Origin of the sequence: Streptomyces sp. NPDC050842 (assembly GCF_044456565.1) — a bacterium.
In the GTDB taxonomy this organism is placed as follows: domain Bacteria; phylum Actinomycetota; class Actinomycetes; order Streptomycetales; family Streptomycetaceae; genus Streptomyces.
Map to the genome: position 1 here is coordinate 1,123,338 of NZ_JBITGA010000001.1, position 26,148 is coordinate 1,149,485.

Here is a 26,148-nt window from a genome sequence, read left to right on the forward strand (position 1 = left end):
GGCCTACGCCGCGTCACCTTTTACGGCCTTCGTGGGGCACGCCGAGCTGAAACGTCTGCGGGCGACGGGACGCGTACCGGGACTCGGCCACCGACCGTGTGCTGATGCACGCACGGCGGTCGGCTGACGGGGGGCCCGATCGGGCGGAAGACCGGGACCCGCAGGCGTGCTTCCCAAGGCGGGAATGCGGAGGGAGCCGCCGATGTCGGAGCCGGTCGCGCGCGTCGTCTCCCCGGCCGCGAGGGCGTCGCCGGCGCCGCTCGACGAACCGCCCGGGCTGAACTCCAGGTTCGACGGGTTGCGCGTCACACCCCACAGTCGCGACTGCGTGAAGGCCGCGCAGCTGAACTCCGTCGTGGCGGTCCGTGCGTGCACGATGCCGCCCGCGGCCTGGAGCCGCTCGACGACCGGGTGCGTCTCGTCGGCCATCTCGTCCCGGAAGGCCAGCGAACCACCCGTGCTGCGGCGGCCCTTGAGGGGCTGTTCCTCCTTCGTCGCGACCGGGAACCCTTCCAGCGCACGGGGCGCCGCCCCCTTGCCCCCGTACCGTGCCTCAGCCTCGCGCGCGGCGGCGAGCGCGTGCTCGAAGGTCTGCTCGGCGAAGGCGTCGACCTTGGACTCGACGGCTTCGGCGCGTGCGATGCCAGCGGTCATCAGCTAGGCCGGTGACAGCGAACGGTCCCGGAAGCGGCGCAGGGCGCACGAGCCTCCGCGCATCACCCGGCCGGCCCCCAGGTGTGAACCGGCCGCCGCACCATCCCCGGACGTTGCCGACGACGTGGTGGAGACCGTAGCCGTCGGGGTGTATGAACGCTCCCGCGAGGTGAGCCGCGTCTCACCGGGGCGCGCTTGCTATGCAACGAAGTGCATAGCAGGATCGGGTGCATGGCGCTCGACCACGCGATCCTCGTGTCCCTGCTCGAGAAGCCCGGGTCCGGCTACGAGCTGGCCCGGCGCTTCGAGCGGTCCATCGGATACTTCTGGACCGCCACCCACCAGCAGATCTACCGCGTGCTCAAGCGCATGGAGAGCGACGGCTGGGTGGACGTCCGGGACGTGCCGCAGCAGGGGCGCCCGGACAAGAAGGAGTACTCCGTCACCGGGCCCGGACGGGACGCGCTCTCCAGGTGGCTGCACGAACCCATCGAGCCCGAGAGCGTGCGGCACGACCTCGCGGTGAAGATCCGGGGCGCCGCCTTCGACGACCCGGCCGCCCTGATCAGCGAGGTCCAGCGGCACCGGCAGGCCCACACGGAGCGGCTTGCCCACTACCTCGCGGGCGAGGCACGGGACTTCGGAGAGCCGCCGGAGAGCGGCCCGCTCGACGCCGAGCGGGAGCTCCAGCACGTCGTGCTGCGCGGCGGCATCGCGTACGAGCGAATGATGATCGCCTGGCTCGACGACGTCCTCGCCACACTCGGCCGGTTCCACGCAGGGCAGTGAACCGTGCCGTACGACCAGGTCCGTATGTCCTCTCTTGTGCGACCGGGTCTGTGTGACCTCCCTTGTACGACCACACCCAGCACGACACCCAGCACTCACCACCACACCCAGCCCCACCACCACCCTCATCCCGAGCCGGAAAGGCGGACGTCATGGCCGACCCGCTGCTGTTCAACCCGCACACCTACGACCCCGCGCACTTCGACGCGGAGACCCGCCGGCTCCTGCGCGCCACCGTCGACTGGTTCGAGGCGCGCGGAAAGCGCCGGATCATCGAGGACTACCGGACCAGGGCCTGGCTCGGCGACTTCCTCGCCTTCGCCGCCGAGGAAGGGCTCTTCGCGACCTTCCTGACGCCGTCCTCCGCCGCCGGTGAGCACGACGGCGACAAGCGATGGGACACCGCCCGCATCGCCGCCCTCAACGAGATCCTCGGTTTCTACGGCCTCGACTACTGGTACGCCTGGCAGGTCACCATCCTCGGTCTCGGCCCGGTCTGGCAGAGCGACAACGCCGCCGCCCGCGCCCGCGCCGCCGAACTCCTCTCCCAGGGCGAGGTGTTCGCCTTCGGGCTCTCCGAGAAGTCCCACGGCGCCGACATCTACTCCACCGACATGCTCCTGGAGCCGGACGGCCAGGGCGGCTTCCGCGCCACCGGCTCCAAGTACTACATCGGCAACGGCAACGCGGCCGGGCTCGTCTCCGTCTTCGGCCGCCGGACCGACGTCGAGGGTCCCGACGCCTACGTCTTCTTCGCCGCCGACAGCCGCCACCCGGCGTACCACCTCGTCAAGAACGTCGTCGACTCCTCGAAGTACGTCAGCGAGTTCCGTCTGGAGGAGTACCCGGTCGCCGCCGAGGACGTCCTGCACACCGGTCGCGCCGCCTTCGACGCAGCCCTCAACACCGTCAACGTCGGCAAGTTCAACCTGTGCACCGCCTCGATCGGCATCTGCGAGCACGCGATGTACGAGGCCGTCACGCACGCGCAGAACCGCATGCTGTACGGCCGGCCGGTCACCGCCTTCCCGCACGTGCGGCGCGAGTTGACCGACGCGTACGTCCGGCTCGTCGGCATGAAGCTGTTCAGTGACCGCGCCGTCGACTACTTCCGCACCGCGGGTCCCGACGACCGCCGCTACCTCCTCTTCAACCCGATGACGAAGATGAAGGTGACCACGGAGGGCGAGAAGGTCATCGACCTGATGTGGGACGTCATCGCCGCCAAGGGCTTCGAGAAGGACAACTACTTCGCCCAGGCGGCCGTGGAGATCCGCGGTCTGCCGAAGCTGGAGGGCACGGTCCACGTCAACCTGGCACTGATCCTGAAGTTCATGCGCAACCACCTCCTCGACCCGGTCGCGTACGAGCCCGTCCCGAGCCGTCTGGACGCGGCCGACGACACCTTCCTCTTCCGCCAGGGGCCGGCCCGCGGCCTCGGCTCGGTCCGCTTCCACGACTGGCGCGCGGCCTACGACGCGTACGCCCACCTGTCCAACGTGGCTCGCTTCCGCGAACAGGCCGACGCCCTCTGCGAGTTCGTGCTCAAGGCGGCCCCCGACGAGAAGCAGAGCCGCGACCTCGACCTTCTCCTCGCGGTCGGCCAGCTCTTCGCCCTCCTCGTCCACGGCCAGCTGGTCCTGGAGCAGGCCGCCCTGACCGGTCTCGACGAGGACGTGCTGGACGAGCTGTTCGCCGTCCTCGTCCGCGACTTCTCCGCGCACGCGGTCGAGCTGCACGGCAAGGACTCGGCGACCGAGCCGCAGCAGCTCTGGGCGCTCGGCGCGGTCCGGCGCCCCGTCGTCGACGAGGCGCGGTCGGAGCGTGTCTGGCAGCGTGTCGAGGCGCTGTCGGGTGCGTACGAGATGACGCCCTGAGTCTCGATGTCCCGAAGGTCGGCTCCCGGGGTCCAGGCCCCGGGAGCCGAACCCCCTGGGGCCCGGGCGGCGAAGCCCGCGGGCGTCACACCCGGTCACGGATCAGCGGGCGGAGGCGTCCGTCGCTATCTCCACTCCCGTGAGACCGGCGCGTTCCGCGAGGGCGCCGCCCTGGAAACGGCTCTCCGCCCCCAACTCCTCCAGGAGTTCGGCGATGTGACGGCGGCAGGTGCGGAGCGACATCCCCATGCGCCGGGCGATCACCTCGTCCTTGGCGCCCTCCGCGAGCAGCCCCACCAGCGCCCGCCGCAGGCTGGGGCCGACCTCCTTGTAGGCGGCCTCGCTGGTGCCCCGGAACGGGGCCGCCCCGGACCAGTGCTGCTCGAAGACCCTGCAGAGGTACGCCACCACGTCCGGGTCCCGGACGAGCACCGCCCCCTCGCCCGTACCGCCGTCGGCGCGTCGGGGCAGAAAGGCCACGGACCGGTCGAAGACCACGGCCCGGTCGGGCAGTTCGGCGGCGGTGCGGTACTCGGCGCCGGCCTCGGTGAGCCTCTCCACGTACCCCTGTGTGGACAGGCTGGCCCGTGCCGAGTGCTGGTACAGGGTGCGCATGCGCACACCTCGGCCGAGCATCGCCACATCCCGCTCGACGGCGTCCCCGAGGCGGTGCGGTGCCCGACCGCCGCCGGGCTGGATGCTGAACACCTCCTCCCGGCAGCGGGCCGACTCCTCGGTGAGCATCGCGGAGGCGGAGGCCATGTCGGGCAGCACGTCGAGGCCTTCCCGGCGGCCCTGCTCGCGCCGTGCGGCGCGGTAGTGCGGCATCAGGGAGTGCAGTTCGTCGCGGAGCGACTGGGCCCGCACGGCGGCCCGCGCGAGCTCCGCCTCCAGCGGGCCGACCACTTCCGCCGCCGCGGCGTCCGGGCTGACCGGAATCAGTTCCTCGGGCCTGCCGGGAGCCGGTCTGAGGAGGCGTAGCCGCTGCAGGGTGCGGCAGGCCGCCTCCACCTCCTCCTGGCTCAGTCCGAGAGCCGGAAGCACGTCGGGTGTCCGGCGCGCGAGCCTGCCGCGCTCCAGTACGTACGCGAAGACGGCGACGGCCCTCGCGTCCAGACGAGGTATTCCGTCCACATCCATCCCAGTAGTCACGTGTTTCCCCCGTGATGCGGCCCTGCTACTTCCCTGCCATGCAGGGTATTGCCAGGTCATGGCCCTGGACCAAGCGGGCTCGCCAGGATGAACTGGAGGTGTCCGGTCGAGGGAAACCCCATCAGGCCGACATTCGACGTGAACCCGCCAGACGCGGATGTTCCCGCCTGCCAGCTCACCTCCCGAACCAGGAGCCGCACCATGTCCGTTGCCGTCCGCTGCCTCTTTCTCCTCACGGTCCTGCTCGCCGGTGGCGCCACCGCCGCCACGGCGGACGGCGGACCGGGGACGACGCGGACGGTCGCCGGGAGCCCCCTGGACACCAGCTGGGGCGACGACTACGTCCGGCCCGTCGCCTAGGGCTCGTCCAGGGCTCATCGAGTGCTCGTTCCCATGCGAAAGGCGAGGACGAAGAGCGTGTCGTCACCCACTGTGAGTCCTTCCCCGTCCGGCCCCGGGCCCCGGCGGTCGCGCGCCGAGAGCCCGTCGGACCTCGCGCTGCTGCCCGACATCGTGCGCGCCGTGATCGCCCGGAGCGCACCGGGTACGGAGTGCGGCGGGTGGGGAACGGCTGGAGCCGGGCCGGTGGACTGGAGCGTCGAGCAGGGTGAGTTCTGGTGCCATGTCGTACCCGGCGAGTCCGTCGGGCGGGCCCAGGGCTGGAAGATCCACGTCCCGGCCACCCCGCTCTCGGCACCTCTGGTCCTGGCTCGGTCCGCCGAGGTGCTCGTCGCCCACCGCACGGCCTTCAAGTTCGCGGGGAGTCCCGCCAGGATCGCCGCGCTGGTGTCCGGGCGCTTCGCGCGGGGCGGCGGCGGCAAGTTCCTGACCGTGTACCCGGCCGACGACGACCGGTTCAGGCTGCTCGCCGAGGAGCTGCACCGGGCCACCGAGGGACTGCCTGGCCCCGCGGTCCTCTCCGACCGGCGCTACCGGCCCGACAGCCAGGTCTTCTACCGGTACGGCGTGTTCAAGGGCGTCCGTGAGCTGACGGCCGACGGCGCCTTCGCCGCCCGCCTCACCGACCCCGAGGGCCGGCCGGTCGCCGACGAGCGCAACGCCTGGTTCACCCCGCCGGCCTGGGCCGGAGACCCGTTCCCCGACCGCCCGGCCGCCCCGGCCCGCAGCACGGCCACGGCCAAACCCGTCCTCCTGAACGACCGCTACCTGGTACGGGGCGCGATCCAGCACTCCAACAAGGGCGGGGTGTACCGCGCCGAGGACACCCGGACCGGCGAGCAGGTCGTCGTCAAGCAGGCACGCCCCCACGTGGGAGCCGGCCTCGAAGGCCTCGACGTCCGGGACCTGCTGCGCCGCGAGGCCGCGCTGCTCGAACGGTTCGGCAGCGCGCGCCCCGACCGTGTCCCCGGGCTCGTCGAGGTGTTCGAGCAGCAGGGCAGCGTGTTCCTGGCCACCGCATCGGTACCGGGGGCGACGCTGCGGCGCGCCGTCGCCGAGCGACTGGCCAGGGACGGCAGCGGCTGCCCCGACGACCGTACCGCCGACTCCCTGGTCCGGCAGCTCGTCGAACTCGTCGCCACAGCCCACGAACTGGGCGTCACCCTGCACGACTTCAACCCCAACAACGTCATGGTCACCCCGGACGGACGGCTCGTCCTGATCGACCTGGAGATGGCGGCCCGGGCGGGGGAGCGGTGGGTCCTCGGCGCCACCCCGGGCTACACCGCCCCCGAGCTGCGCACCGTCGACCAGGTGGCACCCGCGTTGCCGTCGACCGTCGACATGTACGCCCTGGGCGCGACCGTCCTGCACGCCGTGAGCGGCGCCGATCCGCTCTTCGCCGAGGACCTGCCGCGGGACACGGCCCGGCCGGACGAGCGGCGCCTGGCGTGCCTCGTGGACCTGCTGGCCCGCGACCACGCGCTCGTACGCCGCTTCTCGCCGTTGATCCGGGGATTGATGCGGGACGAACCCGACGACCGCTGGACCCTGGAGCGGGCCCGGGAGTTCCTCACGGGCGGCCAGGGGGAATCGACGTCGCCGGAGCGAGTGGACGATCAGGCGCGGGCGGTCGATCCGGCAAGGTCGGTGGATCAGGCGAAGGGGGTCGATCCGGCGGAGGCGGTCGATCAGGCGAGGTCGGTCGATTCGGCGAAGGCGGTGGATCCGGATCGGACCCCTGGTCCGGAGGCGACGCAGGAGAAGCACCCGGACGCCGAGGCCGCGCGCGCACGGCTCCTGCACGACGGCATCGCCCACCTTCTGGCCACGATGCGTCCGAACGACCCCGAACGGCTGTGGGCCTCGGACTCCTTCGGCGAGACATGTGATCCGGTGGCCGTGCAGCACGGTTCGGCGGGTGGCGTGGCCCTGCTCGCCCGGGCCCTGGGCCAATGGGCCGCCGGTACGACCGGGCCGTTCAGCTCCCCGGGGATCGGTGCGACGCCGCCCGTGACCCGCGAGGCGCTCGCCGAGGGCCTCCGCTCCGCCGCCCGCTGGACGGTGGGACGGCTGGACGCGCTGCCGGGTGACCTGCCCGGTCTGCACTTCGGCCGTTCGGGTACGGCCTGGGCCCTGCTCGACGCCGCGAGGGCGCTGGACGACACCGCTCTGGCGGACCGCGCCGTCGCATTGGGGCTCGCCCTCCCCGTCCGCTGGCCCAACCCGGACGTCTGCCACGGCGCGGCCGGCTCCGGTCTGACCCAGCTTCACTTCTGGCGCACCACCGGGGATCCGCGGTTCCTGGACCGTGCCGCCCAGGTCGCCGACGGGCTCCTGGACGCGGCTCGGCGTACCCCCGAGGGGGTGTTCTGGCCGGTGCCGGAGGACTTCGGGTCGGCGCTCGCGGGTGCCTGGCACTACGGCTTCGCGCACGGCGTGGCGGGGGTCGGCACCTTCCTCCTGCTCGCGGCGGAGGCCACCGGGAACGAACGCTTCCTCGACGCGGCCACCGAAGCGGGAGCCACTCTCGTGGCCGCCGCCCGCAGCGGACCCGCCGGTGCGCTCTGGCCCGTCGACCGCGCCCGCCACCTCTCCGACTCCCCGGAGCTCGCCCGCCACTGGTGCAGCGGCTCGTCCGGCGTCGGGACCTTCCTGGTCCGGCTCTGGGCGGCCACCGGCGCGTCCGACAAGGTCCTGCGCGACCTGGTGGACGGCGCGGCCCTCGCGGTACGGGCCGGCCGGGTGACCGACTCGCCGGCCACCTGCCACGGGCTCGCGGGCAACGCCGAGTTCCTGCTCGATAGCGCCGTACGGACAGGCGACGAGAGCCACGGTGCCGCCGCCGAGCTGCTGGTCGAGCACCTCGCCGCCCAGGCAGTCCTGCGCGACGGGCGCCTCCTCGTGCCCGACGAGAACCGCAGGGCCGTCCTCGCCGAGTACGCCACCGGCCTCGCAGGAAGCCTCTCCCTGCTGCTGCGTATGCGGTGCGGAGGCCCCCGCGCCTGGCTGCCCGAGGGCGGTCCGGCCCACCCCTGAGTGTCCGGTGGCCGCCGGCCACCGGCATCCCGTCGAAGCAACCGAAGAAGGAGACCGTCATGACGGAGTACGACATCGATGCCCTGCAGGTTCTGCCGGAGGAGGTCCGCACCGAGGACGCCCGCGGCGAGGAGCACGCCGCCGCGCTGATCACCGCCTGCCGCTGGCTCACCAGCGGCTGCTGACCCACCACCCCGTGACCGGGCGGCGCACCCCTTGGCCGCCCAGGGTGGGGACCGGCGTGCGGCCGGCCCCCACCCCGCCGGAAGACCGGGCGGTGGGCGGCCCGCGTCAGGGCACCGTCGTATGTCCCGTTCGATCTGGGCATCGTCGATCCGCCCCCGGGCGCGCCGTGGCCAGTCGCCGAGACGCGCGGGGGTGTGCCAGCGAAAGTCACCGGGAGCGGCGCGCGGGCGCAGCACGTCGTACGTGTCAGCGATGTCCGCCGCAGGACATCCCCGGCCGCTTCGGTCCCTCCCCGTGACCGCCCTACGGTCCGGCCGGTGGTCCCGACTCCGGGGATCTGGACTTTCGGGTCACCTCTTGGATCTTCGTGGCTTCCCCTTGAGAGAGCTCGCCGACGTCGTCAGGGTGGGTGTCATGACCTTGGAATCCACCCTGGTGGACGCTCGGCACTGGGCAGAGTCCCCGGTCGCCCTCGAACTCGACGACGACGTGCTGACCGTGGAGGCGGGTGCCAGGACGGATGTCTTCACCAACCCGTTGACCGGAGAGGTCAGGAACGACGCGGCACGTGCTCTCCTGATCCCGTCCCCCGGCGACTGGCAGTTCTCGGCCCGTCTCCGTGTGGACTTCCGGGCGCCGTGGGACGCCGGCGCCGTGGTCGTCTGGTCGGCACCCGACGTCTGGGCCAAGCTCAACTTCGAGCAGTCGCCCGACGGCCCGCCCACGTTGTACTCGGTCGTCACACGGGGGCTCTCGGATGACGCCGTGGGGTGGCCCCTCCACCACGGTCCGGTCTGGCTGAGGATCAGCCGCATCGACGGCGGCTTCGCCTTCCACGCATCGCTCGACGGCGACTCCTGGCGCCTGGCACGCCAGTTCAGCCTGGGCAATGCGCCCGACGTGCGGGTCGGGATCGAAGTCCAGTCGCCGGTCGGAGACGGCTGTGTCGTCAGATTCGACCGCATGACGCTGACGCCGTCGCGGCTGCCCCATCTCTTCGACGGGCGCTGACCGGTACCGCTACCCGAGGGCGGAAGACCGGCAACCTGCCGGACGCGTCACCCCTCCCGCGTCGGGTGCCTGAGTACTTCGGTCAGGGCCGCGATGCTGTGCTCGCCGTGGCCGGCGTCGGCGGCCCGTCGCAGGAGGTCGTTGAGCGGGGCGAGCCAGGCCGTGTCGACGTTCGTCTCCTCGACCAGCGCCTCGTCGTGGGCCGCTCCCGCGAGGAAGAGGTTCACGGAGGAGGCACCGTCCGTGTAGTCGCCGCTGTCGATCTCCTCGGCGTAGACCGGCAGCAGGGACTTGATCATGTCCAGCCACTTCTCGGCGAACCGGACCGTACTGCTCGCCGGGAGGCCGCGAGCCCGGACGACGGCGGCACCCTGGAAGAAGCCGGTCAGCGCGGGCAGCAGCATCGCGCCCACCGCCATCTCGTACAGCGCGGCCAGGTCGGTCTCGTCCCCGAGGTGGACGGTGTCGCCACCCAGCACCTTCAGGGTCGTCCGGTGCTCCTCGAAGACGGTCCTGTCGCCGCCGTAGTACAGCAGGGTGTCCGGCGCTCCCACCGCCGAGGGCACGTTCTTGACCGCTCCGGCGAGGAACCGGGCGCCGTGGGCGGTGGCCCAGGCGGCGGCCTCGCGGGCACCGGCCGGGGAGCCGCTGTTCAAGGTGACGAGGCTGCGCCCGCGCAGCGCGATGGCGGCCGGATCCAGGGCGTGCCGGGTGTCCTCGAAGGTGGTCAGGCAGGCGATCACCAGCGGGCTTGCGGCGACCGCGTCCTCCACCCGATCGGCGTGGACCGCTCCCCTGTCCACCAGGGGCGCGGCCTTGCCCGGTGTGCGGTTCCACACCGTCGTGGGGTGTCCGGCGTCGATGAACGCCTCGGCCAGTGCGCGGCCCATCGAACCCAGCCCGATGACGGTCACGGGCGTGCGGTTGTCCCTGGTCATGCTGAGCTCCAGTCCACGGTAAGTCGTCAGTGCTTCCTCGTCGTTCACTCCATGCTGGGTGCTCACGTACATTCCCTCAAGTACCTACATTTTTGTGAGGTACCCACATTCTTGTTCGTAGGAGGGGTGAAGGATGGGCCGGAGTTATACCTGCGGGCTCGACGCTGCCATCGCCGTCATGGGAGGCAAGTGGAAAGGGCTGATCCTCTTCGCGCTCGGAGAAGGACCGGTGCGTTTCGGGGAGTTGAGGCGTGCGGTGCCCGGGATCAGCGAGAGGATGCTGATCCTGCAGCTTCGCGAGATGGAGTCCAGTGGCCTGGTGCACCGCGAGGTGTATCACCAGGTTCCGCCGAAGGTGGAGTACTCGCTGACCGAGTTCGGCCGCTCGCTCAACAGCGCGATGGCGCCGCTCGGCGCATGGGGTGAGGAGCACATGGAGCGGATCGAGGCCCTCCCATGAACTCACATTCAGGTCAGGAGCTGGGCAGTTCGCCTCGGACGGTACGCGCCGCGGGGCTCGTCCTTGGCGCCAAGCTCGTCCAGCAGCCCAGTGCAGCCTGCGCCACAGCCCGGCCCGGGTCCACGCTGTGAACCGATGGTGCGCGGTGGCCGGCGAGACTCCGGACGACTCCGACAGAACCGCCACGCACACCCGCTCGTCAGCGCCGCACACCACGGCTGTGAACACCGCCCGCTCGCCCACCGGAGCAGTACCCCACTCTGCGGACGAGACGTGAACCTCGCTATCAACAGAGCTGCAAGCTCCCACATTTCGTTCATGCGGCCGCGACAGATCAACCCTCAACCGTGCAGCATCATGCCGCACCACGGAAGCACCGCGCGAGGCATCTTCTCAGTCTGCGGCCAATTTGCGGAGGCGGCCTTCACGCGCAACGATTGTGCTGTGTGCGACAGGTTGCCGAACCGGCTGTAATGCGCCGAGGGCGCGACTTCCTCGCGGCCTTGCCAGAGGTAGTTCTTCAGCAAGCGATTCCGATGGTCAGTCTCGAGTCCCCTGTGGCGGGGCAAGAGCCCGGGATCGTTGGTTGCCGAAGCAGGTCAGGAATTCGCATTCCCTGGGTTACAGCTAGATGGTGACCCCTCACGGCATCGGCAGGGGATCAGCGAACTCGTATGGCCTTGGGGGAGCCCGCGTCAAGGGGTGAAGTCAGCTATCTTCAACTCGCCGTTCGACGGCCTCATGACCCAGTGAGGTGGAACAATGTCTGACAAGAACAGGCTGCATCCCCCTGACCTGCCTCCGCCTGGCCTGCGCAGCGTCGAAATCCCCAACCTCGGGCCCGTTATCGATCCCCCCTTCGTCGACGTCCCGGACTTCAGTCAGTACCTGACCCCGGCAGACACTAGCCCCGTCGAATTCGAGACAATCGAGCCCAAGATCACCGACGAGCGCCGCCAGCAGGCGGTGGACGTGGCTCTCGCCTCCGATAGGGCTGCCGGGAAACTGGAAGGCAAGCGCTATGCCGTCCTGGAGGTGGGAACGCGGTCGATGGATCGTCAGACCGACTTTCCCTTGGTGATCATCTACAACTACACCGACGACGACGTCGTGGAAGTCACTGTCGACCAGGTTCGCAGATCGGTGCACGAAGTGACCGTGGAGCGCTACCAGCCTGCGCTGACCGCCTCCGAGCAAAGTCAAGCTCTGGAGATGGTCCGCGACGGCAGCCAGCTGACCGAGGCGGATATCGACTTCGCCACCGGTGTAGGACTGATTGTCGAGGATGTGAACATTCGAAGCCCGCGTTATGGGCACCGACTGGTGGACCTTCGCTTTGGTCCCGAGAACCGGTACCTGCCTACGGCCTTCGCCATCGTCGATCTGAGCGATGGGGAGGTCGTCAGGACCGGCCTTCTGCCGCAGGAAGGAGGGGCGTCATGAGTGTTTCTGGCCAGGTGAGTTGGCCTCCAGAGGCTCCTGTGTGGACGTTCCTGTGGGAGGTCAACGACGGTGACAGCGAAGCCATCGCCTTGCGGAACTTGCACTTCCGGGGAAAGAAGGTGTGCCATAAGGCGAGCCTGCCGATGATCCGTGTCCGCTACGACTCGGGCGCCGGCCCCTATAAGGATCCGCTGAGTATCGGAAACATGCAGGGCCCGGTCAAGGTCTACGAGCACAATCAGTCGGGCTTCCGCCACTTGGTGGTGGAAAGTTACCACCGGATTGGTCAGTATCACCTTGTCAATCGATGGTTCTTCCGCAGTGACGGGCTCATTTTGCCGCAGCTTCACAGCGCAGGCCTTCAGCACCCCTCCAGCCACCAGCACCATGTCTATTGGCGGTTCGACTTCGACATCGAAGGGGCGGCCAACAATCTGGCATTGGCACACGTGGCCACCGGTGGAAATTGGGGTTACGGACCCGGATGGATGCCGCTACCACGTGAGACTTCGCAGGCTACAAGTGCGGCCACCGGGTGGGCAGTACTCAACAAGCAGACCAACCGTGGGTACATCATCGATCGCGGCCCGCACGACAAGCCATCTGACGCTTTTGAACCTGCGGATATGTACGCGACTGCGTACCGCGGAGTGGAAGACCTGAAGGGGCGTCTAGGCACCGCCTACTCGTCTCAGATCTCCACGCAGGTGAATAACGAGAACATCGACGGACAGGACCTGGTGTTCTGGTACATCGCCCACCTGCACCACATTTACCATGGTCCCGAATTCGAGTGGCACGTGTGTGGGCCACTTCTCTGGCCGCTTAGCTACTGACCTCGATCTTTCGTGACGACCCGCCGAAGAACCGACGGACCGACGGACCGTCACGAAAGAGGCAGGCGTGTCATGGGGCTCTACGCTAGCTGCGGCTTCGGCAGTCTCAGGCGAAAGGATCGGTGGGAATCGTGGACGCGGATCGTATGCGTGACGTCCTGGAACGTTTGCCGATGTACTCGGACGAAGAGCCGATGGGCGGCTTCGTACGGGGCCGAGCGCTCAGTCGCACGGAGGATGCTGTCCACGTTGCCTCGCCGTACGGCATTGTCGAAGTGCCCCTGGCGATCGTGACTCATTTCGCCTCGCGACCGGACGACCCCACATTGGTGACGCTGCAGCTGTCTGACCCCGCCGCAGTTCGGGTCATACTCCCTGTCCGCGTGCCGGGCTACCCGGAGACACTGAGCCGCGACGGGCAGCTGGCGCGGGTGCGCTTGCCTGGATCGAAGGGCTGGTTCCTCCCGAACAGCCTGTTCGGTTTCGGGTCAACCATGACGCCGGGTGAAGGAAACGACACGGCAACGGTCTGCGGTGAAGTCGGCCCGGATTCGACGGATGACCACACTCACCCGAGCTATCACGACGATCCCCCGCCGTCCATGGGGCTGTGACGTCATGCGCAGGAAGAGGGAGCGGGCTGGGCGCGACGAGGGGCTTTCGAGCCTGTTGGGACACCTTCCCATGCTTCCGTCCTCTCGGGGACACATGGCAATCATCAACTGCTTCTTGGCCGCTGCCGATGATCAGCAGCTCGTTCTGATCGTCGGCCATCTGCGTTTCACACTGCCTCGTCAGTCCGTCGTCGAGGTCGAGTCCATCGAGGCCGATCCTGATCGGGTGACGACGCCGGCCGTCCGCGTCACCGTGGCGCTACCGCTGACGATCCTGGACCTTTCCGAGAGCATGCCGGAGGACATCGTGCGCCGGTCAGACCGGCCGTTCGCGATCGCCACCCGGCCAACGCCACCTGACTACAGCCACCCTCAGGGGTACAGGGAACTGGAATCAGCCTTCCTCGACGCTCGGGGCATCCGATGAGCCATCCCGTGATCGGGATCCTGGCGCCCGAGGCCGATGTGCATGCAAAGGCCGTCGCCAGAGAGGTTTCCCGGCTCGGCGGCGACAGCGTCATCCTCGATACGAGGCAACCGCATGAGCAGACATGGCAATGGCACGTCGGGACGCCGCCGACAATCAGGACGCATCGCGGCGTGACGCTGTCCGTCATGGAGTTGGGCGCCATCTGGCTTCGCCGTGCCTACGCGGCGCGGCCGCCGGACTTCGTCCGCCATCCCGATGACCGGGCCTTCGCGCGGAACGAATGGAGCCACCTGCTCGATGCCGTTCTTGCCGATACACCGGCAGTGCTCGTGAATCGACCGGACGCGGACATCGGGGCCACCAAGCCGAGGCAACTGGAAGCGGCACGCCGGTCCGGCCTTCCGATTCCCGACACGCTGATCAGCAACGACCCGGCGCAGGTCATCGAGTTCGTGGCACGGCACCATGGGAAGGTCATTCACAAAGCCTTGTCTTCCCCTCCGCATCTCATGCTCGACACGCGTCGGTGGGACCCGACGGACACGCGCCGGCTCGAGACTCTGCCCATCGCGCCCGTGATTTTCCAGGAGGAGATCACGGGCGCCTTCGACATCAGGGCGACCATCATCGGTGACAGGATCCTGGCGGCCCGGTTCTCGACTGCGGATTCGCCCGTCGATACGCGACTGGACCTCGCCGTACCGTGCGAGGCGTGCGAGCTTCCAGCCGAGACTCACGCGGCGCTTCTCCAGTTCATGACAGATCTGGGCCTGGACTTCGGTGCCGTAGACCTCAAAGTCGACGACGATGGCCGTCACGTCTTCTTGGAAGTGAACCCCAGCGGGCAGTTCCTCTTCGTCGAGATCCTCGCCGGACTTCCGATCTGTGAGGCCTTGGCGCATTTCCTGACGTCAGCGTCACGACCGTAGCGGCCTGCTCGACGAGTGCGGGTGATGCCAATGCCGTTGGGAGGGTGTCGCACGGTGTGGGCGCACTGAAACAGCCTGGCCGACATGCCTTCACATGGCCACGCACAGACCGCGCTGACGGCACTCCTGGGCCCACCCGACGATGTCCGTGCCGAAGCAGTGCTGTGGCTCGCGGTACCCGTCAGCCGGGCAGGTTGCCGTCGCCGCCCAGATTGGCGACCATGCGACGCAGGACGTTGATCGTGGTCACGAAGTCGGCCGTGTCAATGCCTTCGTGAACCTGCTGATGCACGCGCAAGTTGCGCTCCCTGGCACGGACGCGCCCGTCCTCTCCCGCCTCGGTCAACGTCATGAGCCCTGCGTCCTCCGCCAGCCAACCACGGGCGACAAGGTCCTCGAAGACGCCATTGAAGTCGATCCCGAGGTCATCCCACTTCGCCAGCCGCTCGATCAACGCTGCGCGGGTCCACTTGCCCGGCTCCCCGGCAACGTGGTTGAGCGTCCACCAGTGCGGCTGTGTGAGGTCCTCCACCGCCAACTGGTCACGGATGGCTCCGACCACCAGCCGGCACGCCACGCCAGTCCATGCGCCGATGGGCTGAGCGGCCAACTCCTCCTGCGAGTACTCCCTGATCGTCACGCTCACGTGCCCCTCCCTCTCGTGATCAACGGAACGTGATCACCGTAGAACCTTAAGTTCGGTTGAGGTCAAGGCGGTTTCACTGACCGGTTCTCAGCGTCACGCGGCAGGCTCAGCCCCGAGAGGCGCGGCCAGGAGTGCGGGAAGCCGCCGGGCGTTGATCGCGGTAGGCGCCACGCTTCAACGATGCCGATGCTGTCCTGGCAGCCTGCCACGAGCGGGAGGCCAGCAGCCACCTCCACCAGCGCCGGGACACGGCCGTCGGCTCCGGCTCGGCCCGTCTGCCCGCCTCTCGCAGCGGGGGATGGGATCCACCGACCTCTGCCCGTGGAGATCGCCCTCCGCGATGAGTTCCACCAGGAGTGGGCACGAGCGGTTCGGTCTGGTGCACTCAGGCGGGCGACCTGCGGCAGGACGTCGCGCCCGCTTAGCCGGCCGCGTGCCGCCCTCGCGCCCTCACCGCGGCATCCCCACGACAGCGGCTCACTCAGGCGGGTGGGTGCGTAGCCACTCGGCCCAGGTGATGGTGCCCAGGTTGCCATCGGGACAGGTCAGGGAGAGGGCCGCCCGCTCGACCGCGGACGGTACCGGGATACGAAGGAGGCGTCGCTGCCCGCCGCGGATCTGCTGCCATGTCGCGAGGAGTTCGCCGAGCGTGAGCACCTCCGGCCCTCCGAAGTCCGCGCACTGCCCGCCCGGACCTTCGACGACGCGTCTGGCGAGGTAGTCGGCGAAGTCGCGCGAGTCCGCCGGCTGGGTGCGCAGATCGGTGGGCAACGGCACTACGGGGAGGCGGGCCGCCTTGCCCAGCATCCGGTCGGTCAGCCAGTGAAACTGGGTGGCACGCAGGATCGACCAGGGCACCTGTCCGGTTCGTACGAGCTCCTCGGCGGTGTGCTTGACGCGCATGTACGGGATGCGGGCCCGGTCGACGCCGACGATGGACACGTAGGCGAAGTGGGTCACCCCGGTTCGGACGGCCGCGTCGAGCAGCCGGCGGGTGCCGTCGACATCGACCTCCGGCGGGCTGCGCCAGAAGTCGACCGGCAGGAGAAAGCCTCGTCTGGCGGCCGGGGAGAGTGTTGCCGCGTGAACGATGACCTGGGCCCCGGTCACCGCCGCCGTTATCCCCTCGCCGGTGGCGAGGTCTCCGCGGATCCACTCCACATCCGGATCCGATCCCGGTGAACGGGCGAGTACGCGCACGTGGTGCGACGGCTTCAGCCGGGCGACCACGTCGCGTCCCAGATGCCCGGTACCGCCCGTGACCAGCACGGTTGCCATCGCCAGACCTCCGGATCGAGCACGTCGGTCCCTTGTTTCACTCTCTCACCACGGCGGGTCACCGGCATTCGCGCGGCTGCCCGCACCCGTCTCTCCATCCCCTGCCCGACGGACCTCGCGGGCCGAGTCGAGACCGAAGTGCTCCTCCACCTCGTGCCGCAGGAACTCGCTGAGCTCCGACTCGTCGGCACTGCCACGGAGCCGCTGGAGCATGGGGCCGAGTACCCAGTCGCGACCTCCTGTCGTGCCTCGACGCCTCCGCCGAACCGTCTGCAGGTACCCGAGCGGCGTCTTGTCGAATCGCCCGGGAGCGCTCCGGCGCAGGGCCGGTCTCTCATCCGTGAGAGGGCGGCCCTTCGTGCGTCCAGGGCCGGCGCAACCGGGCCGCGAGCTCCCCTGGCAGGGTGTCCCGGTTCGCCGGACCGAGGTGGACGACCTCGATGTCGGAGCGCCGCCTGAGGGTGTCGGTGAACGGATCACGGTGCGTGTGGAGCGTGGCGACGATGTCGACCTCCGCGACGAACAGCGCGTCGACCGCGTCTCGGAACGCCGTGCACTCCAACTCCATTCGCCCCAGCTCGTCGATGAGCACCAGCCGCCCTGCCTCCTCGGTTGCCGCCGGCAGCAGCGCCGGCAGCGCCAGTCGTTCCATGACACCCAGGTCGACGCCGTATTTCCCCACCCGCGGCGGACCGGGCAGGTCGACATGGGCGAGCACCTCCCGCCGGCCTGTCAGGGTCTCCAGGGCGAAGCCGACTCGCACGCCGGACTGCCGGATCTCCTCCGTGGTGAATCCGGTGGCCGCGCGGGTGGTCAGCAGCGCGGCGAGCCGCCGGAGGGCGGTCGTCTTGCCCGCGCCGGGGCGGCCCTCGAGCAGGATCCTTGTCGGCACACGACCATTCTCACCCGCCTCCGGAGGCGATCCGGGTGGGCTCGGCCGAACGTCGGCCGTACGGGGGATATGCGGTGCGGACCGGTGCCGGTGGCGCCGTCGCGGGTAGTGCGGCGCGCATGAACGGAATGCAACTCAGCAGCACCGCGTTCGACGACGGAACGGTGGTCCCCCGCCGTTACAGCGGGGAGGGAGAGAACATCTCGCCGCCCCTGACCTGGTCAGGGGTGCCCGGTGAGGCCACGGAGCTGGTGCTCCTGTGCGAGGACCCGGACGCGCCGGGGGCGACCTTCCTGCACTGGCTGGTGACCGGCATCGACCCGGGGACGACCGGCGTGGCGGAGGGCCGGAAGCCCCAGGGGGGCCTGCCGTGGCCCAACGGCTTCGGGAAGGTGGGCTGGGGTGGGCCGATGCCTCCCCCGGGGCATGGGCCGCACCGCTACTTCTTCCGGCTGTACGCGCTGTCCGAGCCGCTGCCGTTGCGCGACCACCCGGGCGCCGAGGCCGTGCACCGTGCCCTGAAGGGCAGGGAGCTGGCCTCCGGAACCCTGGTCGGGACCTATCAGCGCTGAGCGCGTCGGAGCTGGTCGCCTCCTCGCTGGTCGTAGCCGTGGGCGCCGTACAGCCGCACGAACCGGGCCGCGGCGACCGTCCTGCTGACCCAGGAAGCGGGGCGCGTCGGCGTCAGGGCGGGATCCCGGGGTCGGCGTACCGCAGCAAGGCGCCCACGCCTTCGTACAGTCCCAGCTCGCTCTCCGGTACGACGACCAGCTCGGCGCGGGTGCCGACGAGGGCCCGGACGAGGGCCTCGTCGGCGCGTTCCTCGCGCGGGGCCCGCACGCCGAAGGACGTCAGCTCCGCCTCGGTCAGGGCGAGCTGGGTGGGCAGGGAGCCCACCCAGAGCCGCAGTGTGGACCCCGGCGGCCGGTTCAGCAGCAGTGCTGCCACCTGGCCCCGCTGGAGGGCGGCGACGGTGGCGGCCAGACCCTCCACCACGGGCCCGTTCAGGGCACGCCGACCGATGAAGACGTCCACGAGCTCCCGGTCGTGCGCGGCCATGCGGCCGCGGAAGACGCCGTCGAGCTGCGGCTCCAACAGGGCGCGTCCGGTGTGCGTGGGGGTCGGGCCGCCCACACGTACGATCTTGGCCCGCAGGGTGTGTGGCAGGCGGCGGATCAGCACGTTGCACGCCCACTCGTCCCCGCCCACGACCACGGCGTCGGCATGGGCGCGCCGCGCCCGTTCGTCCAGCCGGTGGCCGAGCCGGGCGCAGGTACGGTGCCAGGTCGCCACCGCGACCCTGCGGCGCAGCCGCTCACCCGGGGTGACGGTGGACGTCGGCCAGGTGCCGGTCTCCGCCTCCAGCACCACCCAGCCGTGGGTCTCGGCGGTCGGAAGGCCGCCGTAGTGGACGACAACGGCCATGTACGGGATCTCCGGAACGTGCTGGGTGACCAGGGGCATGGCGTCCGGCAGGGTGCTGTACCGCGCGGAGTCGTGCTCGGGCGGCCGGGGAAGCTCCCCGTCCAGGACGAGCGTGCCGTGGGCGGCGAAGATGGCCTGCCCGTGCACCCCCGGAACCGCCGCGTCGGCGCCGACCGCCTCCCCCAGTACGTTCATCAGCGCCCGGTCCGCGCCCTGACGGGACAAGCTCTCCCGCAGCCGCCCCCAGCGCAGCGCGATTGCCCGCTCGGGATGCTCGACGTCCCGGGAGGTGTCCAGATACACGGAGGCGTACGGGCCCGGCTCTGCGTAGAGGGGCTCAAGGAACGACAACCTCATCGCCACTCCTCGTCGACGGGTCCCCCCACCTTCGATGATGCCCGAGACCGGTCGTCGGAGGCACTCACGGCATCCGGTGCGCCAAGCGCCGTCGATCGCCGACGGGCGGGATACTGCGGCCATGAGGGTAGCGGTGATGACAGCCGGGTCGCGTGGGGACGTAGCGCCGTACACCGGTCTCGGGCACGGGCTGATGCAGGCAGGGCACGAGGTGACGCTGGTGAGCCACGCGTGCTTCGCCCCACTGGCGGCGGCTGCCGGGCTGGGATTTCACGCGGTACCCGTCGATCCGCGCGCGGAGTTGGCCTCCGCGCGGGGCCAGGTCATGCAGCGCAGCGGCAGCGACGTGGGGAAACTGGCTCATCTCGTCGGCATGGCAAGGGCGGTCGTCGGCCAGATGTCCGATGACCTGCTGCAGGCTGCGCAGGCCAGTGATGTCGTGCTGGTGTCCAGCTCGTTGGGCCCGGTGGGTCACACGATCGCACAAGGCCTGGGGCTGCCCTCCATGGGCGTATTCCTGCAGCCTCTCGCCCCGACAAGGGAGTTCCCGCCGCCGGTGGCCGGAACGCGTTCGTGGGGAGGGACCGGGAACCGGCTGGCCGGGCGTGCGGTCAACGCCGTGGTCGACCGCATCTTCGTCGACGCCACTCGTGCTCTCCGGAGCCGACTCGGCCTGCCCCGTGCCGGCTCGCACACCGCTCGTAGGACACGAGAACGGGCGTGGCCGGTCTTCCACGGCTTCAGCCCGCTGGTCGTGCCCCGGCCGCACGACTGGCGTCCCGGACTGGAGATCACGGGCTACTGGTGGCCGCACGACCCACCGCTCGCCGAGCTGCCGACCCGACTGCGGGACTTCCTGGACGCCGGCCCGCCGCCGGTCTTCGTCGGCCTCGGCAGCGCCACCGTGCCCGAACCCGAGCGTCTCAGTCGCACCGTGGTGCGCGCTCTGCGCACAGCCGGCCTCCGTGGCGTGATCCAGCGCGGCTGGGGCGGACTGCACGGCGACGGCGACGACGTCATCACCATCGACGAAGTGCCCCATTCCCTGCTCTTTCCGAAGATGGCCGCGATCGTCCATCACGCGGGCGCCGGGACGACCGCCGCGGCGCTGCGCGCCGGAGTCCCCGCCGTGCCGGTACCGGTTCAGTTCGACGCGGCGTTCTGGGCCTCGCGCCTGGCCGCGGTCGGTGTGGCTCCGCGAGCGGTTCCCCTCCGCAGCCTCACGTCAGAGGCCTTGACCGCCGCTCTGAAAGAGGTGACCAGCGAGCCGCTCTACCGCCGTCGTGCCCTGGCCCTGTCCGAACGGATCCGGAGCGAGGACGGGGTCACACCCGTCGTCTCCGCTCTGGACCGACTCGGCCGGACCTGACGATCGGCTGATGTCGGCGTGCGTACGGGGGTTCGGCGAGGGGCTCCGGTGGGGTAGGCGGGGGTGGGGGACGGGGGTGTACGGGGCCTCGTATCCGAAGCCACGAGCGAGGGAGTCCGATGAAGCCGACGACCAGGGCGGCCGGTCCAGCCAGCCCAGCCAGCCCAGCCAGCCCAGCCAGGACGGCCAGGGCAGCAGGCCTGACCAGGGCGTTCTGTCGCGCCTTACGTGGCGCGGGCCGTGGTGCCGTGACGGCGGCGGCCGTCCTCGCGGCGGCGGCAGGCGTCCTGGCACCGGCCCCGGCGTGGGCGGCGCCGGTCTGCGCGGACCGGGCCGGGCAGGGAGCGTCGGTCCTGGTGGCCCGTATCCCGGACTGGGTCGAGTCGATCGCCGTCGATCGGCGGGGGCGGATGTTCGCGACCGCCCTCCACTCCGGCCGGGTCTACCGCATCGACGCCCCGGGCGTCACCCCGGTCCCGATCACGGGAGGCATCGGCGCGAACGGCGGGATCGTCGTGCGCGAGGACGGGCGCCTGCTCGTGGGCACCGGCAACGACCTCCTCCACTCGCTCACGGGAGACATCTTCCCAGTGTCGAAGCTTCTGCTGGTGGACCCGGATTCAGGCGCGGTGAGCACATACGCCTCGGGGCTCGGCGGCATCGACGGCGTCGCTCTCGCGCCCGACGGCACGGTGTACACGACCACGCTGGGCGGCCGGACCATCGGCCGCGTCACGCCTGACCGCCGGGTCGACCACGACTGGGCGCGCGTGGCGCAGCCCAACGGCATCGCCGTCTCACCGGACGGGAGCCAGGTGTACGTCGTCCAGACCACGGTCGCCCCGGGCCTCTACCGCATCCCCGTGGCCGATCCCGGGCACCCGCAGCGCTGGATCTCCACGGAGGGGACCGACACCCTCGCCCTCCCCGACGGCCTCACCCTCGACGCCCGCGGCCGGCCGCTGATCGCCACCCACGCGGCGGGCCAGATCTGGCGGGCCGAGGGCGGCACCTTCTGCGCCGTCGCGTCGGGACTGCCCCTGTCCACCCAGATCACGTACGGGCAGGGCGACCGAGGCTTCTCGGCGGGCCGGCTCTACCGGGCGGGGGTCGACGGGGGGATCTACGAGATCCAGTGAGGCAGGGCAGAGCGGAGACCGGACAAGTACGCGGTCGGCGGCGCGGGTGAAGGGGCCTCGTTCCTATCCGAAGTCGGCGCTTGCCACGCACGTAGCAGGCCCGACTACTTCGTTCGCGTCGCCGTCGCCGTCGCCGTCGCCGTCGCCGTCGCCGTCGCCGTCGCCGTCGCCGTCGCCGTCGCCGTTGCCGACCACGCCGCCTACGAAGCCTTCCTCACCGGCAAGCTCAGCGGCCTGCCCGCCGTCCCGCGCATCGAATCCCCCCTCACCATGAAGACGATCAAGATCGACAACTGACGCGGGTGCCCGTGCAGGCAGGCCGACGTGGGGGAGCCGGAGCGGCCGACGGCCGTAGGCGTCGCCTATCGCCACCGATCGTCACCGGTCGTTGTCCGATGTGCCGGTGAGAAGTGGCTGTTCGGTCCAGATGACCTTGCCGTGCGCGGTGTAGCGGGTGCCCCAGCGGTCGGCGAACTGGGCCACCAGGAACAGGCCCCGTCCGCCCTCGTCGGTGGTCGCCGCGCGCCGCAGGTGGGGAGCGGTGCTGCTGCCGTCCGAGACCTCGCAGATCAGGGCACGGTCGCGGATCAGACGTACGCGGACGGGCTCGGCGGCGTAGCGGATGGCGTTGGTGACAAGCTCGCTGAGGATCAGCTCGGTGGTGAACGACTCCTCCTCCAGACCCCATTCGGCCAGCGTGCGGGAGACGGCGGCTCGAACCTGGCCGACGGCCGACGGATCGGACGCGACGTCCCAGGTGGCTGTACGGGCGCTGTCGAGCGCACGCGTGCGGGCGACCACCAGTGCGATGTCGTCCGAGGGCTGATCGGGCAGCAACGCGTCCAGAACCGCGCTGCAGGTCTGATCGGGCGTGCGGCCGGGGTGAGCCAGAGTGCGCCGCAGCAGTTCCAGCCCTTCGTCGATGTCGCGGGTGCGGTCCTCCACGAGGCCGTCGGTGTAGAGCACGAGGCTGCTGCCCTCGGGGAGCCGTATCTCGGCGGTCTCGAAGGGGAGACCGGAGAGCCCGAGGGGCGGGCCGCCCGGTACGGCGGCAAACGCCGCGCTGCCGTCCGGGCGCACGATGACGGGCTCGTGGTGGCCGGCGCGGGCCATCGTGCACAGCTGGGAGCCCGGGTCGTAGAGCGCGTACAGACAGGTGGCGCCCGTGACCGGCGCGACGTCGCCGTCGCCGCTCTCGTCCTGGTCGATCCGAGTGACCAGTTCGTCGAGGCGCCCCAGGAGTTCGTCGGGCGACAGGTCCAGGGAGGAGAAGTTGTGGACCGCCGTGCGCAGCCGGCCCATGGTGGCGGCGGCGTGCAGCCCGTGGCCGACCACGTCCCCCACGACGAGGGCTACGCGGGCGCCGGGCAGCGGGATGACGTCGAACCAGTCCCCGCCGACACCGCCGCTGCCCGCTTGCGCGGGCAGGTATCGGTGGGCCACGTCGAGCGCGTTCTGTTCCGGCAGGGCGCGGGGGAGCAGGCTGCGCTGCAGCGCGACCGCCATGGTGTGCTCGCGCGTGTAGCGCCGGGCGTTGTCGATGGTGACCGCCGCACGCGCGGCCAGTTCCTCGGCGAGTGTCACGTCGTCGTGCTCGAACGGCTCGGGCTTGCGCGACCGCCAGAACGTGACGACACCCAGGATGACGCCGCGGGCGCGCAGCGGAGCCGCGATCATCGAATGGATACCGGCCTCGACAAGTCCCCGTGCCCGTTCGGGGTCTTGAGCCTGCCAGCCGGAGAAGGCGGTCATGTCCGCCTCCAGGACGGTCTCGCCCGAGCCGTAGCCGAGGCTCTGCGGGGTGGACGGGACGAATCGGATCAGTTTTCCGGGCGGGTACAGCGGTGTGTCGTCCCGGATACCGCGGAACGCGACACGCCGCATCGCCGCACCGCCCCTCGGTGGCTCCTCGCCCCGCAGGACCGGGTCGGCCAGGTCGACGGTGACGAAATCGGCGAACCGGGGGACGGCGAAGTCCGCCAGCTCCTGGGAGGTCCGCTCGACGTCGAGACTGGTGCCGATCTCCCCTCCGGCGTCGAACAGCAGCTTCAGGCGTTCCTGCGCCACATCGGCCCGCCCGGTGACGGCCTGCAGCTCGGTGGTGTCCCGCAGCGTCGCGACACAGCCGGACGGCCCGCCTTTGGGGTCGGTCGGCCGCTGGCTGACGGCCAGCAACCGGTCCCCGGCCACGTACACCTCGTCGGTGGCCGAGCGCCCGGAGGCAAACAGCCGGGCGATGTCCGGGGCGAGGCCCAGCTCACTGGCGAGCAGGCCCTCCGCGTCCGGGCTCAGACCGAGCAGCCTGCGTGCCTCGTCGTTGGCCAGCGCCAGCCGACCGTCGCCGTCGAGGATCAGAACGCCCTCGCGCACGGCGTGCAGCACCGCGTCGTGATGCTCGTACATACGGGTCATCTCGGCGGGCTCCAGGCCGTGGGTCTGGCGGCGCAGTCGCCTGCCGACCAGAGCGGTACCGAAGGTGGCGACTGCCAGCGCGGCCGCCGCGGCACCGAGCAGCAGGGGCAGCTGGTGATCGACGACTCCGCTCACGGCTTCGAGCGTGACCCCGGCGGACACCAGAGCGATCACGTCGCCCTCGGCGTCGGTCACGGGGACCACGGCGCGGGTGGAAGGGCCGAGGGTGCCGGTCACGGTCTCCCTGACGACCCCGCCTGCTGCCGCAGGGCCGGTCGTGCCGATGTAGTGCTTTCCGATCTGTGCCGGATCGGGGTGGGTGATGCGGATCCCGTCCGTGGTCATCACCACGACGAAGTCCACGGCGGACCCCTTTCGCGCTGCTTCGGCGCGTGGCTGGAGCACCCCGGTCGGGTCGGGACCGGCCAGGGCCTCCTCGATGCCCGGCGCGCTGGCGAAGGTCTCGGCCACGGCGAGGGACCGGTTGCGCGCTTCCCGCTCACTGTCGGCCTGGGACTGCAGTACGAGAGCAACCACGGCGGCCACGACGAGGAGCACCACGATCGCCGCCTGTAGGGAGAAGACCTGGCGGGCGACGGTGCGGACGCTCAACGCGGAGCGCAGGCGGCCGAGGAATCCGGCCATAGTCCATGTCTAGCACCGGCCCGAACAGCGGGCGAGCGGGCCGGTGCGGGCCTGGAACGGACGCCCCACGGGCATGAACCGCTGCTCGGCCTGAACCGCCGCGCCAAGCGCAACGCCTGCACGGAGCAGATGATCAGCGAGCTGTCGACCGCGTACGGGGTGGGGCAACGCCCTGGGCCGGGCTCCTCACCGGCGAGGAGCTCGATGCCGCTGGACTGCCTTGGCCCCGCCCACCTGGCGTACGAGTGCGGCGAGAACACCACGATCGGGCGGCTCCGACCCGACGTCCTGTGGGCTGCGCTCGGCCGGTGTTTCCGGGCAGCTACGTCAGATGTGTAGGCCCGGCGGACGCCTCTCCCGGGTGCGATGCGCACCGAGGGTGGTGACACTGGTGCCATGGCGCACAAGGTATTGCTGGAAGGCGGGCCGGACGACCTCCCCGAGCGGATCGCCACGGTCGAGATTCCCGGCGAGGACGTGAAGATCCCGCACCTCGGCGGATACGAGCACTTCAGGGAGACCGAACGCCGGAACGACACCGCGGAGGGAACCCTGCGGGTGTACGAATGGTGGGAGCGTACGGAGATCGCCGAGTAGGGCGGCCAGACCACGTCGCGACGGGTGCCCTGGACTCGGATCACGCCACACCGAGTCGATTCGCCAAGTACGTGCGTCGCGGCCTTTACGAGGCTGCTCTTCATGGCCTTGTCTCAGTGCATGTCAGGCGGCTGCGATGTGGCGCCCGTGGGCGGCGGCGCACCAGCGAGCGGCGAGGTGGCCGACATTGCTCGCCGGCCGGGGATTGAGTGACATCGATGGGTGTCTCTCGGCGAGGCGAGTATCCGCCTGCCCGCCCGCCGGCGGCGCCGACCGAGCGACGCGGATGGGGCGCATCGCGCAGGATGCCTCACCGTGGGTACATCGACTGACTGATCGGCGGCGCCCGGGGCCCGGGGTCGACCCGGCGAGCGCTCGACGGGACCGCCCCCCTCTAGGCTATCCGCCCCTCCAGGGCTTCGTACCTGCCGAATACACCGACGGTCACCGGAACGAGGAACGCGAGCCGGACATCCGGTATGTGTGGCGATCGGGGAACCAACAGCTCTGAGGATGCTCAAGCCACCAGGCGCCCGGTCGGGACGGTTTCCTCGGCCCAACAGGAACCGTCTGTCGGGCGGATTCCCAGCGAGCCGACCTCGTCGAACGCGAACCTGCGGGCTGCTCCCTG

The 26,148-nt window shown here is 70.3% G+C and carries 27 protein-coding genes; 16 read left to right on the forward strand and 11 right to left on the reverse strand.

Annotation, left to right across the window (positions count from 1 at the left end; translation table 11 throughout):
* Positions 1-3: 3 nt before the first annotated feature.
* On the reverse strand, positions 4-654 hold the full coding sequence (locus tag ACIBG6_RS05040) for an amidase family protein (protein WP_399221094.1): 651 nt from the start codon (positions 652-654) through the stop codon (positions 4-6).
* Positions 655-885: 231 nt separating this feature from the next.
* On the opposite strand from ACIBG6_RS05040, the gene ACIBG6_RS05045 reads away from it, so the two are divergent.
* Positions 886-1,443, forward strand: a complete 558-nt coding sequence (locus ACIBG6_RS05045) for a PadR family transcriptional regulator (RefSeq protein WP_399221096.1) — start codon at positions 886-888, stop codon at positions 1,441-1,443.
* A 152-nt stretch (positions 1,444-1,595) separates the two neighbouring features.
* Entirely contained in the window at positions 1,596-3,320 is a 1,725-nt protein-coding gene (locus ACIBG6_RS05050) for an acyl-CoA dehydrogenase family protein (RefSeq protein WP_399221097.1), read from the forward strand.
* A gap of 102 nt (positions 3,321-3,422) precedes the next feature.
* Here ACIBG6_RS05050 and ACIBG6_RS05055 read toward each other — a convergent pair whose 3' ends face one another.
* A complete protein-coding gene (locus ACIBG6_RS05055) occupies positions 3,423-4,454 on the reverse strand; it encodes a hypothetical protein (protein ID WP_399221098.1) in 1,032 nt (343 codons plus the stop codon).
* 219 nt (positions 4,455-4,673) lie between these two features.
* On the opposite strand from ACIBG6_RS05055, the gene ACIBG6_RS05060 reads away from it, so the two are divergent.
* The 4 genes from ACIBG6_RS05060 (at position 4,674) to ACIBG6_RS05075 (ending at position 9,107) form a co-directional block, all read left to right on the forward strand.
* Complete coding sequence (locus ACIBG6_RS05060; RefSeq protein ID WP_399221099.1) at positions 4,674-4,832, forward strand: hypothetical protein; 159 nt, start codon at positions 4,674-4,676, stop codon at positions 4,830-4,832.
* Positions 4,833-4,889: 57 nt separating this feature from the next.
* Complete coding sequence (gene lanL / locus ACIBG6_RS05065; RefSeq protein ID WP_399221100.1) at positions 4,890-7,910, forward strand: class IV lanthionine synthetase LanL; 3,021 nt, start codon at positions 4,890-4,892, stop codon at positions 7,908-7,910.
* A 59-nt stretch (positions 7,911-7,969) separates the two neighbouring features.
* Positions 7,970-8,095, forward strand: coding sequence for a hypothetical protein (locus ACIBG6_RS05070; protein WP_255325155.1), 126 nt, complete (start codon positions 7,970-7,972; stop codon positions 8,093-8,095).
* A 415-nt stretch (positions 8,096-8,510) separates the two neighbouring features.
* Positions 8,511-9,107 (forward strand): DUF1349 domain-containing protein, encoded by a 597-nt coding sequence (locus tag ACIBG6_RS05075; RefSeq protein WP_399221101.1) that lies wholly within the window; start codon positions 8,511-8,513, stop codon positions 9,105-9,107.
* 47 nt (positions 9,108-9,154) lie between these two features.
* Here ACIBG6_RS05075 and ACIBG6_RS05080 read toward each other — a convergent pair whose 3' ends face one another.
* A complete protein-coding gene (locus tag ACIBG6_RS05080) occupies positions 9,155-10,045 on the reverse strand; it encodes an NAD(P)-dependent oxidoreductase (RefSeq protein WP_399221102.1) in 891 nt (296 codons plus the stop codon).
* Between the two features lie 178 nt (positions 10,046-10,223).
* Here ACIBG6_RS05080 and ACIBG6_RS05085 point away from each other — a divergent pair, with 178 nt between their 5' ends.
* Positions 10,224-10,505 (forward strand): winged helix-turn-helix transcriptional regulator, encoded by a 282-nt coding sequence (locus ACIBG6_RS05085; RefSeq protein ID WP_399221103.1) that lies wholly within the window; start codon positions 10,224-10,226, stop codon positions 10,503-10,505.
* A 341-nt stretch (positions 10,506-10,846) separates the two neighbouring features.
* Here the strand turns inward: ACIBG6_RS05085 and ACIBG6_RS05090 are convergent, their stop codons facing one another.
* A complete protein-coding gene (locus ACIBG6_RS05090; RefSeq protein WP_399221104.1) occupies positions 10,847-11,032 on the reverse strand; it encodes a hypothetical protein in 186 nt (61 codons plus the stop codon).
* Between the two features lie 235 nt (positions 11,033-11,267).
* Here ACIBG6_RS05090 and ACIBG6_RS05095 point away from each other — a divergent pair, with 235 nt between their 5' ends.
* From ACIBG6_RS05095 to ACIBG6_RS05115, 5 genes are all read left to right on the forward strand, one after another.
* Positions 11,268-11,948: a hypothetical protein gene (locus ACIBG6_RS05095; protein WP_399221105.1), complete on the forward strand. Its 681-nt coding sequence runs from the start codon at positions 11,268-11,270 to the stop codon at positions 11,946-11,948.
* Positions 11,945-12,784 carry a hypothetical protein gene (locus ACIBG6_RS05100; protein ID WP_399221106.1) on the forward strand — a complete coding sequence of 280 codons (840 nt, stop codon included), beginning with the start codon at positions 11,945-11,947 and terminating at the stop codon, positions 12,782-12,784. The genes ACIBG6_RS05095 and ACIBG6_RS05100 overlap by 4 nt, the downstream gene beginning before the upstream one ends.
* Positions 12,785-12,915: 131 nt before the next feature.
* Positions 12,916-13,398, forward strand: a complete 483-nt coding sequence (locus ACIBG6_RS05105) for a hypothetical protein (RefSeq protein WP_399221107.1) — start codon at positions 12,916-12,918, stop codon at positions 13,396-13,398.
* A 94-nt stretch (positions 13,399-13,492) separates the two neighbouring features.
* Positions 13,493-13,825 (forward strand): hypothetical protein, encoded by a 333-nt coding sequence (locus ACIBG6_RS05110; protein WP_399221108.1) that lies wholly within the window; start codon positions 13,493-13,495, stop codon positions 13,823-13,825.
* An 8-nt stretch (positions 13,826-13,833) separates the two neighbouring features.
* A complete protein-coding gene (locus ACIBG6_RS05115; protein ID WP_399221109.1) occupies positions 13,834-14,757 on the forward strand; it encodes a RimK family alpha-L-glutamate ligase in 924 nt (307 codons plus the stop codon).
* Between the two features lie 181 nt (positions 14,758-14,938).
* Here the strand turns inward: ACIBG6_RS05115 and ACIBG6_RS05120 are convergent, their stop codons facing one another.
* The 4 genes from ACIBG6_RS05120 to ACIBG6_RS05135 form a co-directional block, all read right to left on the reverse strand.
* Positions 14,939-15,403, reverse strand: a complete 465-nt coding sequence (locus ACIBG6_RS05120; protein ID WP_399221110.1) for a MarR family transcriptional regulator — start codon at positions 15,401-15,403, stop codon at positions 14,939-14,941.
* Between the two features lie 477 nt (positions 15,404-15,880).
* On the reverse strand, positions 15,881-16,681 hold the full coding sequence (locus ACIBG6_RS05125) for an SDR family oxidoreductase (RefSeq protein WP_399221111.1): 801 nt from the start codon (positions 16,679-16,681) through the stop codon (positions 15,881-15,883).
* Between the two features lie 45 nt (positions 16,682-16,726).
* Complete coding sequence (locus ACIBG6_RS05130) at positions 16,727-16,894, reverse strand: hypothetical protein (protein ID WP_399221113.1); 168 nt, start codon at positions 16,892-16,894, stop codon at positions 16,727-16,729.
* A gap of 121 nt (positions 16,895-17,015) precedes the next feature.
* Positions 17,016-17,573 carry a nucleoside-triphosphatase gene (locus ACIBG6_RS05135; RefSeq protein WP_399221114.1) on the reverse strand — a complete coding sequence of 186 codons (558 nt, stop codon included), beginning with the start codon at positions 17,571-17,573 and terminating at the stop codon, positions 17,016-17,018.
* Between the two features lie 119 nt (positions 17,574-17,692).
* Between ACIBG6_RS05135 and ACIBG6_RS05140 the strand changes: the two genes are divergently transcribed.
* A complete protein-coding gene (locus ACIBG6_RS05140; RefSeq protein WP_399221115.1) occupies positions 17,693-18,145 on the forward strand; it encodes a YbhB/YbcL family Raf kinase inhibitor-like protein in 453 nt (150 codons plus the stop codon).
* Between the two features lie 112 nt (positions 18,146-18,257).
* Here the strand turns inward: ACIBG6_RS05140 and ACIBG6_RS05145 are convergent, their stop codons facing one another.
* Positions 18,258-19,355: a hypothetical protein gene (locus ACIBG6_RS05145; RefSeq protein ID WP_399221116.1), complete on the reverse strand. Its 1,098-nt coding sequence runs from the start codon at positions 19,353-19,355 to the stop codon at positions 18,258-18,260.
* A 136-nt stretch (positions 19,356-19,491) separates the two neighbouring features.
* On the opposite strand from ACIBG6_RS05145, the gene ACIBG6_RS05150 reads away from it, so the two are divergent.
* Complete coding sequence (locus tag ACIBG6_RS05150) at positions 19,492-20,724, forward strand: glycosyltransferase (RefSeq protein WP_399221193.1); 1,233 nt, start codon at positions 19,492-19,494, stop codon at positions 20,722-20,724.
* A gap of 248 nt (positions 20,725-20,972) precedes the next feature.
* Positions 20,973-21,863: an SMP-30/gluconolactonase/LRE family protein gene (locus ACIBG6_RS05155; protein WP_399221117.1), complete on the forward strand. Its 891-nt coding sequence runs from the start codon at positions 20,973-20,975 to the stop codon at positions 21,861-21,863.
* Between the two features lie 63 nt (positions 21,864-21,926).
* Here the strand turns inward: ACIBG6_RS05155 and ACIBG6_RS05160 are convergent, their stop codons facing one another.
* Positions 21,927-22,235 (reverse strand): hypothetical protein, encoded by a 309-nt coding sequence (locus ACIBG6_RS05160; protein WP_399221118.1) that lies wholly within the window; start codon positions 22,233-22,235, stop codon positions 21,927-21,929.
* A 6-nt stretch (positions 22,236-22,241) separates the two neighbouring features.
* Positions 22,242-24,920 carry a SpoIIE family protein phosphatase gene (locus tag ACIBG6_RS05165; protein WP_399221119.1) on the reverse strand — a complete coding sequence of 893 codons (2,679 nt, stop codon included), beginning with the start codon at positions 24,918-24,920 and terminating at the stop codon, positions 22,242-22,244.
* Between the two features lie 396 nt (positions 24,921-25,316).
* Here ACIBG6_RS05165 and ACIBG6_RS05170 point away from each other — a divergent pair, with 396 nt between their 5' ends.
* Entirely contained in the window at positions 25,317-25,517 is a 201-nt protein-coding gene (locus ACIBG6_RS05170; RefSeq protein WP_399221121.1) for a DUF5988 family protein, read from the forward strand.
* Positions 25,518-26,148 lie beyond the last annotated feature (631 nt).